This is a genomic window from Thermovibrio ruber, assembly GCF_055380895.1.
Window position 1 is genome coordinate 549,533 of sequence record NZ_AP042397.1, and the last position, 12,724, is coordinate 562,256.

General features: G+C 46.3%; 12 protein-coding genes and 1 tRNA gene. 5 read left to right on the forward strand and 8 right to left on the reverse strand.

What is annotated here, in order from left to right; all coding sequences use genetic code 11:
• The first annotated feature begins 5 nt into the window (after positions 1–5).
• Positions 6–82, forward strand: a tRNA-Arg gene (locus ACZ424_RS02780).
• Here ACZ424_RS02780 and purF read toward each other — a convergent pair.
• On the reverse strand, positions 83–1,471 hold the full coding sequence (gene purF / locus ACZ424_RS02785) for an amidophosphoribosyltransferase (RefSeq protein ID WP_464905004.1): 1,389 nt from the start codon (positions 1,469–1,471) through the stop codon (positions 83–85). It lies immediately after the preceding tRNA gene.
• Between the two features lie 82 nt (positions 1,472–1,553).
• Here purF and purC point away from each other — a divergent pair, with 82 nt between their 5' ends.
• The 3 genes from purC (at position 1,554) to ribD (ending at position 4,569) form a co-directional block, all read left to right on the forward strand.
• Positions 1,554–2,279, forward strand: a complete 726-nt coding sequence (gene purC / locus ACZ424_RS02790) for a phosphoribosylaminoimidazolesuccinocarboxamide synthase (RefSeq protein WP_464905005.1) — start codon at positions 1,554–1,556, stop codon at positions 2,277–2,279.
• Between the two features lie 80 nt (positions 2,280–2,359).
• Positions 2,360–3,346: a tryptophan--tRNA ligase gene (gene trpS, locus ACZ424_RS02795; RefSeq protein WP_464905204.1), complete on the forward strand. Its 987-nt coding sequence runs from the start codon at positions 2,360–2,362 to the stop codon at positions 3,344–3,346.
• Positions 3,347–3,441: 95 nt separating this feature from the next.
• Positions 3,442–4,569 carry a bifunctional diaminohydroxyphosphoribosylaminopyrimidine deaminase/5-amino-6-(5-phosphoribosylamino)uracil reductase RibD gene (gene ribD / locus ACZ424_RS02800; RefSeq protein WP_464905006.1) on the forward strand — a complete coding sequence of 376 codons (1,128 nt, stop codon included), beginning with the start codon at positions 3,442–3,444 and terminating at the stop codon, positions 4,567–4,569.
• A gap of 19 nt (positions 4,570–4,588) precedes the next feature.
• Here ribD and purB read toward each other — a convergent pair whose 3' ends face one another.
• The 5 genes from purB to ACZ424_RS02825 form a co-directional block, all read right to left on the reverse strand.
• A complete protein-coding gene (gene purB, locus ACZ424_RS02805) occupies positions 4,589–5,914 on the reverse strand; it encodes an adenylosuccinate lyase (RefSeq protein WP_464905007.1) in 1,326 nt (441 codons plus the stop codon).
• Between the two features lie 139 nt (positions 5,915–6,053).
• Positions 6,054–6,347 (reverse strand): hypothetical protein, encoded by a 294-nt coding sequence (locus tag ACZ424_RS02810; RefSeq protein WP_464905008.1) that lies wholly within the window; start codon positions 6,345–6,347, stop codon positions 6,054–6,056.
• Positions 6,348–6,450: 103 nt separating this feature from the next.
• The gene (gene hemG, locus ACZ424_RS02815) at positions 6,451–7,824 is read right to left on the reverse strand and encodes a protoporphyrinogen oxidase (protein ID WP_464905009.1); all 1,374 of its coding nucleotides are present in this window, start codon (positions 7,822–7,824) and stop codon (positions 6,451–6,453) included.
• A 17-nt stretch (positions 7,825–7,841) separates the two neighbouring features.
• Positions 7,842–8,780 (reverse strand): ferrochelatase, encoded by a 939-nt coding sequence (hemH, locus tag ACZ424_RS02820; protein WP_464905010.1) that lies wholly within the window; start codon positions 8,778–8,780, stop codon positions 7,842–7,844.
• Entirely contained in the window at positions 8,781–9,194 is a 414-nt protein-coding gene (locus ACZ424_RS02825; RefSeq protein ID WP_464905011.1) for a secondary thiamine-phosphate synthase enzyme YjbQ, read from the reverse strand.
• 70 nt (positions 9,195–9,264) lie between these two features.
• On the opposite strand from ACZ424_RS02825, the gene ACZ424_RS02830 reads away from it, so the two are divergent.
• Positions 9,265–9,849 carry an FAD-dependent oxidoreductase gene (locus tag ACZ424_RS02830; protein ID WP_464905012.1) on the forward strand — a complete coding sequence of 195 codons (585 nt, stop codon included), beginning with the start codon at positions 9,265–9,267 and terminating at the stop codon, positions 9,847–9,849.
• A gap of 12 nt (positions 9,850–9,861) precedes the next feature.
• On the opposite strand, the gene ACZ424_RS02835 is transcribed toward ACZ424_RS02830, so the two are convergent.
• Entirely contained in the window at positions 9,862–10,275 is a 414-nt protein-coding gene (locus tag ACZ424_RS02835; protein WP_464905013.1) for a gamma-glutamylcyclotransferase family protein, read from the reverse strand.
• A gap of 9 nt (positions 10,276–10,284) precedes the next feature.
• A complete protein-coding gene (gene gyrB, locus ACZ424_RS02840; protein ID WP_464905014.1) occupies positions 10,285–12,699 on the reverse strand; it encodes a DNA topoisomerase (ATP-hydrolyzing) subunit B in 2,415 nt (804 codons plus the stop codon).
• Positions 12,700–12,724: the final 25 nt, after the last annotated feature.

A 12,724-nucleotide genomic window follows, 5' to 3' on the forward strand; every position in this document is an offset into this window, starting at 1 on the left:
AAAACGCGCCTGTAGCTCAGCTGGATAGAGCCCAGGACTCCGGATCCTGGCGTCGCGGGTTCGAATCCCGCCAGGCGCACCACTACTCTTTCTTCGCCTGTTCAACTATCCTTTCCGGAACGTTTATCGGGTAGTCTCCGTTGAAACAGGCGGTGCAGTAACCGGCCTCGTCTCCGCCAGCAGCCTTTACCATTCCGTCTAACGAAAGATAACCCAAAGAGTCTGCCTCTATGTATTTACATATCTCTTCAACGGAGTGGCTTGAGGCTATAAGCTGGTCTCTCGTTGGAGTGTCAATTCCAAAGTAGCAAGGCCACTTGGTTGGAGGAGAGCTAATCCTCATGTGAACTTCCTTAGCCCCGGCTTCCCTCAGCATTCTTACTATCTTCCTGCTGGTCGTTCCCCTTACGATTGAGTCGTCAACTACAACGACCCTTCTACCTTGAAGGAGCTCCGGCACGGGGTTGAGCTTAACCTTAACTCCAATGTCCCTCATCTTCTGCTGGGGCTTTATGAACGTCCTCCCAACGTAGTGGTTCCTTATCAATCCCATCTCAAAGGGAATTCCGCTCTCCTGGGAGTAGCCGAGGGCTGGAACAACTCCAGAATCTGGAACCGGAATGACGATATCTGCATCAACAGGGTTTTCCCTTGCAAGGAGCTTTCCAAACTCTTTTCTAACCTGGTAAACGCTTCTTCCAAATATCTTGCTGTCCGGACGGGCAAAGTAAACAAACTCAAAGATACACTGAGATTTCCTTGCCCCGTCACTTCCCGGTATCCTGAAGCTCTCAATCTGGCCGTTCTCAATCAGAACCACCTCTCCAGGCTCAACGTCCCTTATGTACTTTGCTCCAATAAGGTCAAATGCACAGGTTTCAGAGGCAAAAACCGGGCTTCCGTCAAGCTCTCCCATACAGAGAGGCCTAAAACCCCAAGGGTCTCTTATAGCTATCAGCTTCTTGTTCGTCATAACTAAAAGGGAATAAGCCCCTTTAAGCTTTGAGAGAGCTCCCATTAGCCTCTCTAAGAACTTCCTCTTCTTTGACTTCACTATTAAGTGAACGATAACCTCTGAGTCTGAAGTTCCTCTGAAGATTGAACCCTCTTCCTCAAGCTGCTCCCGGAGCTCCAAGGCGTTAACAAGATTTCCGTTGTGGGCTATCGCCATCTGCCCGTTTTTATAGGAGACGACGATGGGCTGAACGTTGTCTGGAGAGTCTGAAGCCCCCGAAGTTGAGTACCTATTGTGGCCTATGGCAACGTGACCTGAAAGTTTCTTCAAACTTTCATCTGTAAAAACTGAAGAGACAAGTCCGAAGTCCCTGTGGTATGTAATCCTCTCACCGTTTGTAACTGCTATACCCGCACTTTCCTGTCCCCTGTGCTGGAGGGCGTAAAGGCCTAAGTAGGTGTAGTAGGCTGCGTTGGGGTTGTTGTATATGCCAAATACTCCGCAGAACTCCTTCATCTCTCCTCTCACACAAGGTTGTAGAGCAAATTATTATACACCCCAATGGCTTATAATTAGGCAAACAGTTAACGGAGGGACTATGGAAAAGAGGGAAAAGCTTTACGAAGGTAAGGCAAAGACAATATACGCTACAGACAGCGAAAACCTTGTCATAACCTACTTTAAAGACGACACTACAGCCTTTGACGGAGCGAAAAAGGAAGTCCTTGAGGACAAGGGAGTTATCAACTGTGCAATAACTACCGTTATCTTTGAGTACCTTGAAAAAAATGGGGTTAAGACCCACTTCGTTGAGAGGCTCTCTCCGAGGGAGATCTTAGTCAAGAAGTGTGAAATTATCCCTGTTGAGGTTGTCGTAAGGAACGTAGCAGCTGGAAGCTTCTCAAGGAGATATGGAGTTAAGGAAGGGACTCCACTTAAAGAGCCTTTGGTTGAGTACTTCTACAAGAACGACGAGCTCCACGACCCAATGGTCTGCCCAAACCACGTTTACCTTTTTGGATGGGCAACAAGGGAAGAGTTAGGCTACATGACGAAAACGGCACTACAGGTAAACGAACTCCTCAAGAAGTTCTTTGACGAGATAGACATTGAGCTTGTTGACTTTAAGCTTGAGTTTGGAAGACATAACGGAGAGATTCTCCTTGCAGACGAGATAACTCCGGATTCCTGCAGGCTCTGGGACAAGTCTTCAGGAGAGGTTTTAGACAAGGACAGGTTTAGGAAAGACATGGGCAAGGTGGTTGAGAGCTACAAGGAAGTTTACAGAAGAATTATGGAGAAGTACGAGAAGGTGGAGGAGTAAGGGTGAAGAGGGAGTTCCTTGTAAGCAACGTTGACAAAGAGATGAAAATAGCCCTTGAGAAGTACGAGGAACCGAAAGACATTAAGCGAGTTCTCTCAGGGATGAGGCCAACCGGAAAGCTCCACCTTGGGAACTATTTTGGAGCTCTCAAAACCTGGCTAAAGCTTCAGGACAGGGCTAAAAGTTTCTTCTTTATAGCCGACTGGCACGCAATAACCACCTCTTACCACGACACCAGTAAACTCTCAGAGAACACCGTTGAGATGATGGCAGACTGGTTAGCTTCCGGCTTAGACCCTGAAAAGAGCGTCCTCTTCGTCCAGTCGTGGGTTAAGGAACACGCGGAACTCCACCTACTCCTCTCAATGGTAACTCCCGTTAGGTGGCTTGAGAGAAACCCAACATACAAAGAGATGATGGAGAACCTGAAAGACAGAGAGCTTGCAACCTACGGCTTCTTAGGATATCCAGTCCTTCAGACTGCAGATATCATCATCTACAAGGCAGATACAGTCCCAGTTGGGATAGACCAGATTCCACACTTAGAGCTCTCAAGAGAGATAACGAGGCGCTTCAACAGGTTCTTTGGAGAACTCTTCCCGGAACCACGCCCCTACCTCTCTGAAGCTCCCAAACTCCCCGGGTTAGACGGCAGAAAGATGAGCAAGTCTTACGGAAACTGCATCTACCTTTCAGATACGGAAGAAGAGGTAAAGAAAAAGGTAATGTCAATGGTTACAGACCCTGCAAGGGTCAGGAAAACAGACCCGGGACATCCTGAGGTCTGCTCGGTCTTTGCCTACCACAAAATATTCACCCAGCCAGAGAGAGTTAAAGAGATAGAGGAGTCCTGCAGGAAAGGAGAGATAGGATGCGTTCAGTGTAAGAGGGAGCTTGCAAAGAACCTCAATAAGTTCTTAGAGCCGATAAGGAGTAAAAGAGTAGAGCTCCTCTCAAAAAGGAACGAGCTAATAGACATATTCAGGGAAGGTTCAGAGAAGGCAAAGGAAATTGCCTCCCAAACGATGGAAGAGGTAAGAGAGGCAATGAACTTCCTCAGGGAGTAGATCTTGAAAACGAAGAAAAAGATAAGAGCCCAGATAGGGATTCTCATCTTCCTTATCGGGCTTCTTCTCTTCTACATCTTCCATAGGAATCTCTAATGGAAAAGGTTACTCTTGAAGACATCAGGTTTATGAACCTCGCCATAAGAGAAGCCTACAGAGGAAAGGGGAAGACTCTGCCCAACCCTGCCGTTGGGGCCGTATTGGTAAAAGACGACAAGGTAATAGCTAAGGGATACCACAAAAGAGCGGGACTTCCCCACGCCGAGGCGATTGCACTTGAAAGGGCAGGAGAGAGGGCAAAGGGAGCAACTCTTTACGTTACCTTAGAGCCGTGTAATCACTACGGGAGAACCCCACCCTGCACAGAAAGAATAATAAAGGCGGGAGTAAAAGAGGTAGTAATCGGCATAAGAGACCCCAACCCTGTAGCAGCCGGAGGGGTTGAGAGGTTAAGGTCTGCCGGAATTAAGGTAAAAATTGGGGTCTTAAAAAAGAAGTGCTTTGAGCTCATTGAAGACTTCGTCGTAAACATCTTGAAAAAGAGAGCCTTTTTAAACTTGAAACTCGCCCTCACTTTAGACGGGAAGATTGCAGACAAAAACGGAAACTCAAAGTGGATAACCGGTAAGGCCGCAAGGAATTTTGTCCAGAAACTGAGGAGTTGGCACAACGCCGTAATGGTCGGAATAGGAACGGTTTTAAAAGACAACCCAAAACTGACCGTTAGGGATTTTCCCGTTGATAGACAGCCCTTTGCAGTAGTCGTTGACAGACAGCTCAAAATCCCGACAAACTGCTACCTGGTAAAAGAGAGACCGGAAGAGTTAATCGTTATTACCGCTCAGGAATCTCTCCTTTCCTACAAGGCAGGAATACTTAAAGACTTGGGAGTAAAGTTATTACCCGTCTTTGACCTTGGAGACCGGTTAGACCTAAAGGAAGCATTAACGAGGCTAAAGGAGGAACTGGGAATATACTCCGTTCTGTGTGAGGGAGGAGCGCTCCTCGCCTGGTCACTCCTTTCGGAAAACTTAGTAGATAAACTGACCCTCTTTTACGCTCCAAAAGTTTTAGGGGAAGACGGAGTACCAGCATTCAGAGGGAGCTTCGGCTCAATTGAAAAGGCCTTTAAGGTTAAACCTTTAAGAAAGTTAAAGGTAGGAGAAGATGCCCTTTTGATCTTTTACAGGAGAGAGCTCTACAGCCTGATGGAAAAGATGTAAAGGCCGGCAGGGGCCGACCTTAAGACTCGCCGAAAACTCTCTTGAATATGTAGTCAACGTGTTTTGTATGGTAGGAGAGGTCAAATATCTCTTCAATCTCCTTCTCTGTTAGAACCTTTCTTACCCTTTCGTCCTTTTTGAGGAGTTCCTTAAAGTCCGCTCCCTCGTTCCAGACCTTCATGGCGTTTTCCTGAACTATTGCGTAAGCGTCTTCCCTTGAAAGGCCTCCCTTTTCTATAAGGGTCAGAAGAACTCTCTGGCTGAAGATTAATCCCTTCAAAAGGTTAAGGTTCTTTATCATGTTTTCAGGGTAAACGACAAGGTTCTCCATAAGGTTTGCAAACTTCTGAAGCATGTAGTCTAAAACGATGCAGGCGTCTGGAAAAACAGTCCTCTCCGTTGAGGAGTGGGAGATGTCCCTCTCGTGCCAAAGAGGTACGTTCTCCATTCCGACTATAGAGGAACTCCTTACAACCCTTGCCAAACCGCAGAGTCTCTCTGAAAGTATCGGGTTTCTCTTGTGTGGCATTGCAGATGAGCCTTTCTGTCCTTTCCTGAATGGTTCCTCAACCTCTCTAACTTCAGTCCTCTGAAGGTGTCTAATTTCTGTTGCGAACTTCTCAATTGATGAGGCGGTAAGAGCTAAGGCACAGAGAAACTCTGCGTGTCTATCCCTCTGAACAACCTGGTTTGAAGCCTTTGCGTAGCCGATTCCAAGCTTCTTACAGGTAAGCTCTTCAACCCTTGGGTCTATGTTCGCAAAGGTTCCAACGGCTCCTGAAATCTTCCCTACTGCTGCCCTCTCAGTTGCAGCCTTTAACCTCTCGTAGTGTCTCCTCATCTCGTCGTACCATATGGCAAGCTTTAGGCCAAAGGTTATGGGCTCTGCGTGGATTCCATGGGTCCTTCCAACCATAACTGTCATCTTGTGTTCAAATGCCCTCTTCTTTATGGCCTCCATTACCCTCTCAATATCTTTCAGTAGAAGCTCCCCAGCCTGCTTTATTTGTAGGGCAAAAGCCGTGTCAAGCATGTCTGAAGAGGTCATTCCAAAGTGGAGGTATTTGGCTTCGTCTCCGACTATCTCTTTTACGTAGGTGAGGAAGGCTATAACGTCGTGGTTCGTTACCTCCTCTATCTCCGCAATTCTTTTGGTATCAAAGTCCTTCTCTCCCTCAAGGTAGGGCTTAACTTTATCTTTAATCTTCTCAACTGCTTCTTTCGGAATCTTCCCTATCTCTGCCCAGCTCTCTACAGCTGCAACTTCAACCTTTAACCAGTTCCTAAGCTTGTTCTGTTCGTCCCAAATCTTCCCCATCTCAGGAAGAGTGTAGCGCGGTATCATTTAACCCTCCTTGAAATGTATTCAACGAGTTCCTGTAAGTAGGGGAGCTCCCCGTAAACCCTGTTAACGAGCTCAGCTATTTTACCCGTTTCTCCTCATACTCGTGGGCAATTATGTTCCTCAACTCCCTGAGCTCAAACTACTTCTCTTCACTAACCGGAAATCTCAACTTTTCGGCCGTTGAGAAAACATCAACCATTGAAAGACTCTCAACAGCCCTGAGCAGTTTTCCTAAGGAACCTTGAAGTTTTGAAAAACGGTAGGCAATCTGGTCAAGAGCCATAGTTCCTTTCCTAATCTTTAAGAGCTCTTCTACAGACCTACCATTTAAATGAAGTTCATAACCTAACTCCTTAAGTAGTGAGTAGGCCTCTTTCAATCGCTTAAGGTGCTTTTCTTCCTCTTGGAGGACCTTTAAGAACTTCTCCCTCAAAGTTCAACTCCCTCTTCAAGTGCTCTCTTTTCAATCGGTCTGTTTGTACCTTTCTGAATTACTACATCAACTTTTATCTGCCAGTCTAAAAGCCTAACTTTTCTCATTTTCCCGCTATTCTCTCAGCAGTTTCCTGGGCAAGCTTTGTGCAGTCGTTTACTCCAACTCCCCTGTATGCGTTTGAACAAAAGTGAAGGTTCCCCAACTGCTCTCCAATCTCAAATATTCTGTCAACCCTTTCACAGTGGCCTAAGGTGTAGTGAGGAATCCCTTTTTCGTGTTTAAAGACCTTAACCATCTCCGGGTAGTGGCGAATTTTCATTATCCGGCGGAGCTCTTTTAACGCAATCTCTACAAGCTCCTCTTCCGGTAAAAGAGCAAGTTCGGGCTGCCTCGCCCCTCCTACCATCACCCTTATGAGTGCTTTACCTTCTGGAGCTCTGTTTGGAAAAACTGAACTGTCCCAAAGAGCTCCCAATATTTTCCTCCCCTCACTCCTTGGAACTAAGAATCCAAAGCCGTCAAGGTCGTGTCCTAACCCTTTCTTTTGAAACCCAAGAGCAACAACAGAAATCGGAGAGTATTCAATCTTTGAAAGGAGCTCTGAGAGCTCCTCGCTAACCCCCTTTAGGAGCTCAGCCGCAGCGTAAGCAGGAGTTGAAACGATTAAGTGGTCAAACCGGTCTGTAAACTCCCCACTTTTCTCTTTCCAGGTAACAACCCAGCCCCTTTCAGACCTTTCAATCCTTTCAACAGAAACGTCTGTTCGGAGTTCCTCACTTAAACTCTCTGATAGTGCATTAATTAAGTCCTTTGTTCCACCTAAGAAGGAGGTAAGGACCCCTCCTGGACCTGCAGGGCCGGAAGAACTCTTCCCACTTTCTTTGGCTTCCTTCATCTTTGCAATAAGCCCTTTAATCAGACCGCCGTACTGTTTTTCAAGGTTGTAGATAGTGGGGAAAGCTGCCTTAAGGCTCATTCTGTCTGGGTCTCCTGCAAATATACCGGCAACCATCGGATCTAAGAGTTTCTCTAAAGCCTCCTCCCCTAACCTCCTCCTCACAAAGTTCCCAAGTGTCTCATCTGTACCGTCTCTTTTCGGAGGAACGAAGAACTCTCCTAAAAGCCTAAGTTTCCCCTTCCAAGACATCAGGTAACTTGAGAGGAAGGTTATCGGGTTCTCCGGAAGCCTTACGAGCTTACCGTTTGTATATATGAAGCGTTTTCTTGCCTTGTCGGAGCTCCTGTAAAGTTTCTCTTCAATTCCAAGGGCTTTAACCAAGTTGAGGGTGTAGGGCTTTCCATCTAAAAAGCCATTGGGACCAGCTTCAACGATGTAGCCCTTTTCATAAACAGTTCTCATCTTACCGCCAGGTTCTCTATCCTTTTCAAGGACAACAACCTCAGCTCCCCTCCTCTTTAAGTAGAAAGCAACAGAAAGACCCGAAACTCCAGCTCCAACAACACAGACCTTCATTCTATTCCCTCAAACTTTTATTCATTTCTCAATTTATTAATCTCTTTAGAAATGGCACCTATCAAGAGGGGATGCTTATGGTCAAGCTTAACTCTGAAAAAGTTAAGCCCAAGCTCACGGGCTACTTTACTGTATTCAATATCAAGCTCGTAGAGGGTCTCTACATGTTCAGAGACAAAACTAATTGGAAAAACAACTACGTTCTTAAACCCTTCCTCCTTTATCCTGTGAAGTTCTTCCTCCGTTGAAGGCTCAAGCCACTCAATAGAACCGACTTTACTCTGGTAGGAAATTCTGTAGTTAAAATCGGTAAAAGCTTCCATTACCTTCTTAACAGTTGAACTAACCTCTTTAGGGTACGGGTCTCCCTTTTCCTCAACAAAATACTTCGGAAGGCTGTGGGCTGAGAAGAGAACAACAGTTTCATCAGGAGATAGCCTTTCTAACTTCTTTCCTACCAACTCCTTTATCCAACGAATGTAAAAAGGATTATTAGTCCAGGATTTAACGTGCTTTATCTTGGCTACTTCTTCGCTTAAAAGCCTTTCAACATCTCTTATACAGGCACCAGTTGTTCCGTAGGAGAACTGAGGGTAAAGGGTTATGTGGTAGAGCTTCTTTACTCCGTCAACCACAATCTGTTCTGCAGTCTTTTCAAGAAGGGGCTTAGAGTAGAGCATTCCAGCGTAGGTTTTTAAACCTACTCTTCCAGAGACCAACCTAACCTGCTCAAGGGTATTTGCAACTAAAGGACTTCCTCCACCTATAGCTTCGTACTGAGGTTTGACCTTCGGAGCTCTAAAGGTAGCTATCAGGTAGGCAAGGGGCTTTTGAAGAAGTGAAGGAACTCCAAAGTTTATTAAGTCTCTATCTGAAAAGAGCCGGTAGAGGAAGGGTTTAATTTCTTTAAGGTTTGAGGGAGCTCCCATGTAGGTTACTAAAACGGCCTCTTTCATCTACTCTCCAATAATCTTTATTATCACCCTTTTCGGCCTTTGACCGTCAAACTCTGCGTAGAATATCTCCTGCCAGGGGCCAAGATCTAACTCTCCGTTAGTTATTGGAAGGACTACCTGAAGGTGGACTAAAAGGTTCTTTAGGTGAGCGTCTCCATTATCCTCACCAGTTTTGTGGTGCTTGTAGTCCAGTTTAAAGGGAGCCAACCTCTCAAGCCACTCCCATATGTCCTCGTGGAGCCCCTCCTCGTCATCCTGAATGATAACTGCAGCAGTAAGGTGCATTGCAGAGACAAGACACAGTCCCTCTTTAACTCCCGATTTTCTAACGGCCTCCTTAACGGTATCGGTAATTCTTACAAGGTCTCTTCTCTTTTTCGTTTTGAAAGTCAGATACTCCGTGTAAGACTTCACAATAACCTCCTTCGGAGTTTGAAAATAATACTACATAGAAGTATTTTTAACTAAAAACGAGGAGGAGAGAATGTACAGCGTTGCAGTTGTAGGCGGAGGAGTTGCAGGTCTTTCCTGTGCCTTGACCCTTGCAGACGGAGCAAAGAGGTTTGAGTTTGCAAGTGGAAAGAAGTTTTTAGTGGTAGACAGCGGGAACTCCGACGTCCTTAAGGCAGTTCTAAACAACGTTCCGGGAGTGAAAAGGGGAACCAGCGGAGAGGAATACCTTGAGTTCTTAAGGACTCAGGTTGAGGAGTTTGAAGATGTTAACCTCACAGAAGGAGAGGTATCAGAGGTAACCGGAGAAAAGGGAAACTTTAAGGTTGTTCTGTCCGACGGTAGGGAGTTTGAGGCGGAGCTGGTTGTTTTTGCAACAGGTTTCCACTCCTTTGACGTTAAAACGGATTTAGTAGAGGTGATTCCCCATCCACGCTCTCCGAGGCCCGGAAAGATTGCACTAAAACCTAAGAAAGAAGGCGTTTTCGTTGCAGGACTTGCTGCCGGGGAGATAACTATGGTTGCAACGGCAGCGGGAAGCGGCGTTGACGTTGCCTGTAGGATTCTTTCCGACTGGGCAGGAAAGGTTGTAGTAGGCCACGACAGAATTTCGGGGTAGCCCTGCTGCCCCTTACATCTTTAAGAACTTACTCAGAAACTCCCTCCAGTTTCCAAAGGGAACTTCCGTAAACTCTAAGTCTTCAAGGAGTATAGGGTTAAGAACGTAAACCCAAGCCTCTACAAACTCGTTCATAGGAATGAGCCTTATAGGTTTTAACTTCCTTATGTAGAAACTCTCTTCTGGAAAGAGCTCGTTAAATTCTTCAAACAGGTCTATAGCCTTAAGCGTAAGGTCGTCTACCCTGTAAACCTCTCCGAAAACGGTTCCTTCGCCTTCAATGACTCCGGGAAATCCGTCTTTAAGGTGGAGAAGCTTAGCTCCGTAGAGAATTCCGTGGGAAACAAAGTGGGAATCAACGAGAAACGCGTGGGCTGACAGCCCTTTCATGAGGGTTCCGTAAACGAAGAGGAGCTGGTAATTCACAGCTCCCCCTTAAACGTCAAGGTTTCTAACTTCTTTTGCAAACTTCTGGATAAACTCCCGCCTCGGTTCAACCTTATCTCCCATCAGAACAGTAAAGACCTCGTCTGCCTGAACGGCGTCTTCAACGGTAACCTTGAGGAGCGTCCTGTTTTCTGGGCTCATCGTAGTTTCCCACAGCTGCTCAGGGTTCATCTCCCCAAGACCTTTGTACCTCTGAATGTATATCCCTTCCTTACCTGTGTCTATTAGGTAGTTAAAGAGATTATCAGCCGTTTTAAACTCAAGAGTTTCTCCCTTTTTAGTTTTAACCCTGTAAGGAGGTTCTCCTAAGAGCTCCCTTAACCTCCTCTTCAGACCCCTTCCCTGCTTAAACAGGTCTGAAATGAGCAGGTCTTCGTCTATCACGTCCTCTTTTTTGAGGTATTTGTCAAAGGGAATCCTGGCCACTATCCTGAAAGAGCAGTGCTCCTTGTCCTCAACAATCTCAAACTCCGTTCCCTTGAGCTCATCAGGTAGGTTCTCTTTAAACCTCTCTACAAGGGCTTCAGCCTTTTCCTTCTCGTAGAGCTCCCTGTAGTCGGCCCCAACCCTTAATAGGAGATTTATGAGCTCCCTGTCCCTCTTCCTTGCAAGGATTGAAAGAACATCCTGGAGTTTAAGAAGCTTGTCAACTACCTCTTTTGCCTCTTCTTCCCTTAAGGGGTTACCTTCGGGAGAGAGGAACTCCACAGAGTCCAGAGCAAACTCCAAAACAACCCTTTCAAGCTCCTCGTCGCTCTTTATGTATATCTCCTTCTTCCCTTTTTTAAGCCTGTAGAGTGGCGGCTGGGCTATGTAGAGATGCCCTCTCTCAACAATTTCGGGAAACTGGCGAAAGAAAAACGTTAGAAGAAGCGTTCTGATGTGGGCTCCGTCAACGTCTGCGTCTGTCATTATGATTATCTTGTTGTAACGGAGCTTACTAATGTCAAAGTTCTTTCCAACTCCTGTTCCAAGGGCAGTAATTATCGTTTTTATCTCGTCGTTAGAGAGAACTTTCTCTATCCTTGCCTTCTCAACGTTTATTATTTTTCCCTTAAGTGGCAGTATTGCCTGAAAGCGCCTGTCTCTTCCCTGTTTCGCGCTCCCTCCGGCAGAGTCCCCTTCAACCAAGAAGAGCTCCGTCCTCTCAGGGTCTCTCTCAGAGCAGTCTGCAAGTTTTCCGGGAAGGGAGAACTCCTCCAATGCACTCTTCCTTCTTGTAAGCTCCCTTGCCCTCTTTGCAGCCTCCCTCGCTCTTGCGGCGGTTATAACCTTCTCAGCAATTTTCCTTCCAACGTCCGGCCTTTCAGTTAAGAAACTCCAGAGCTTGTCGTAAACGATAGAAGCGACAATCGGCCGAACTTCAGAGTTTCCAAGCTTGGCCTTCGTCTGCCCCTCAAACTGAGGGTTAGGAACCTTAACGGAGATAACGGCAACAAGGCCTTCCCGAACGTCGTCTCCCGTTACAGAAATCTTAGCGTTTTTCGGAAGGAGGTTGTTCTCCTCAATGAATTTCGTAATGGCCCTTGTTAGAGCCATTCTGAAACCGGCTACGTGGGTTCCGCCTTCCCTTGTGTTTATGTTGTTAACAAAACTGAAAATCTGCTCCGTATAGGTTGAGTTATACTGGAGAGCAACCTCTACTAAAACGTCGTCTTTCTCTCCGGTTATGTAGATGGGCTCAGGGAAGAGAGGGTCTTTCTTCTCGTTTATCTTCTTAACGAACTCTACAATTCCACCTTCGTAGTAGAAAACTTCTCTCCTCAGCGGCTCTACCCTCTCGTCTACGAGTGTAATTCTCAATCCCTTGTTCAAGAAGGCAAGCTCTCTCAACCTGTTTGCAAGGATATCCCAGCTAAATTCTGTAACCTCAAATATCTCCGGGTCTGGCTTGAAGGTTACTATAGTTCCCCTTTTCTTTGTCTCTCCAACACAGGCAAACTGAGTAACGGGCTTTCCTCTCTCGTAGACCTGCTTGTAAACCTTTCCGTCTCTGTGTATTTCAAGCTTTAACCACTCTGAAAGCGCGTTAACGACAGAAACTCCAACTCCGTGAAGACCTCCGGAGTACTTGTAAGCTTTCTTCTCAAACTTACCGCCTGCGTGTAGAACGGTAAGAACTATCTCAGCCGCCGGCTTACCGTATTCAGGATGTACATCAACGGGAATCCCTCTTCCGTTATCTGCAACGGTTACCGAGTTATCAGGGTGGATAATAACCTCTACCTCCGTGCAGTAACCGGCAAGAGCTTCGTCAACGCTGTTATCAACAACCTCAAACACAAGGTGGTGAAGGCCGTAAGACCCTGTATCTCCGATGTACATTCCCGGTCTTTTCCTAACAGCCTCAAGACCTTCAAGAACTTTTATCGCAGAAGCGTCGTACTTTTCTCCGTTTGCCATTTACTCCCTCTTCTCTTTTCCAAGT

Bases quoted from the DNA above. Each gene is read 5' to 3' on its own strand.
- gyrB (WP_464905014.1), bottom strand. From the start codon at position 12,699: ATGGCAAACGGAGAAAAGTACGACGCTTCTGCGATAAAAGTTCTTGAA.
- ACZ424_RS02830 (WP_464905012.1), top strand. From the start codon at position 9,265: ATGTACAGCGTTGCAGTTGTAGGCGGAGGAGTTGCAGGTCTTTCCTGT.
- purB (WP_464905007.1), bottom strand. From the start codon at position 5,914: ATGATACCGCGCTACACTCTTCCTGAGATGGGGAAGATTTGGGACGAA.
- hemH (WP_464905010.1), bottom strand. From the start codon at position 8,780: ATGAAAGAGGCCGTTTTAGTAACCTACATGGGAGCTCCCTCAAACCTT.
- hemG (WP_464905009.1), bottom strand. From the start codon at position 7,824: ATGAAGGTCTGTGTTGTTGGAGCTGGAGTTTCGGGTCTTTCTGTTGCT.
- purC (WP_464905005.1), top strand. From the start codon at position 1,554: ATGGAAAAGAGGGAAAAGCTTTACGAAGGTAAGGCAAAGACAATATAC.
- ribD (WP_464905006.1), top strand. From the start codon at position 3,442: ATGGAAAAGGTTACTCTTGAAGACATCAGGTTTATGAACCTCGCCATA.
- purF (WP_464905004.1), bottom strand. From the start codon at position 1,471: ATGAAGGAGTTCTGCGGAGTATTTGGCATATACAACAACCCCAACGCA.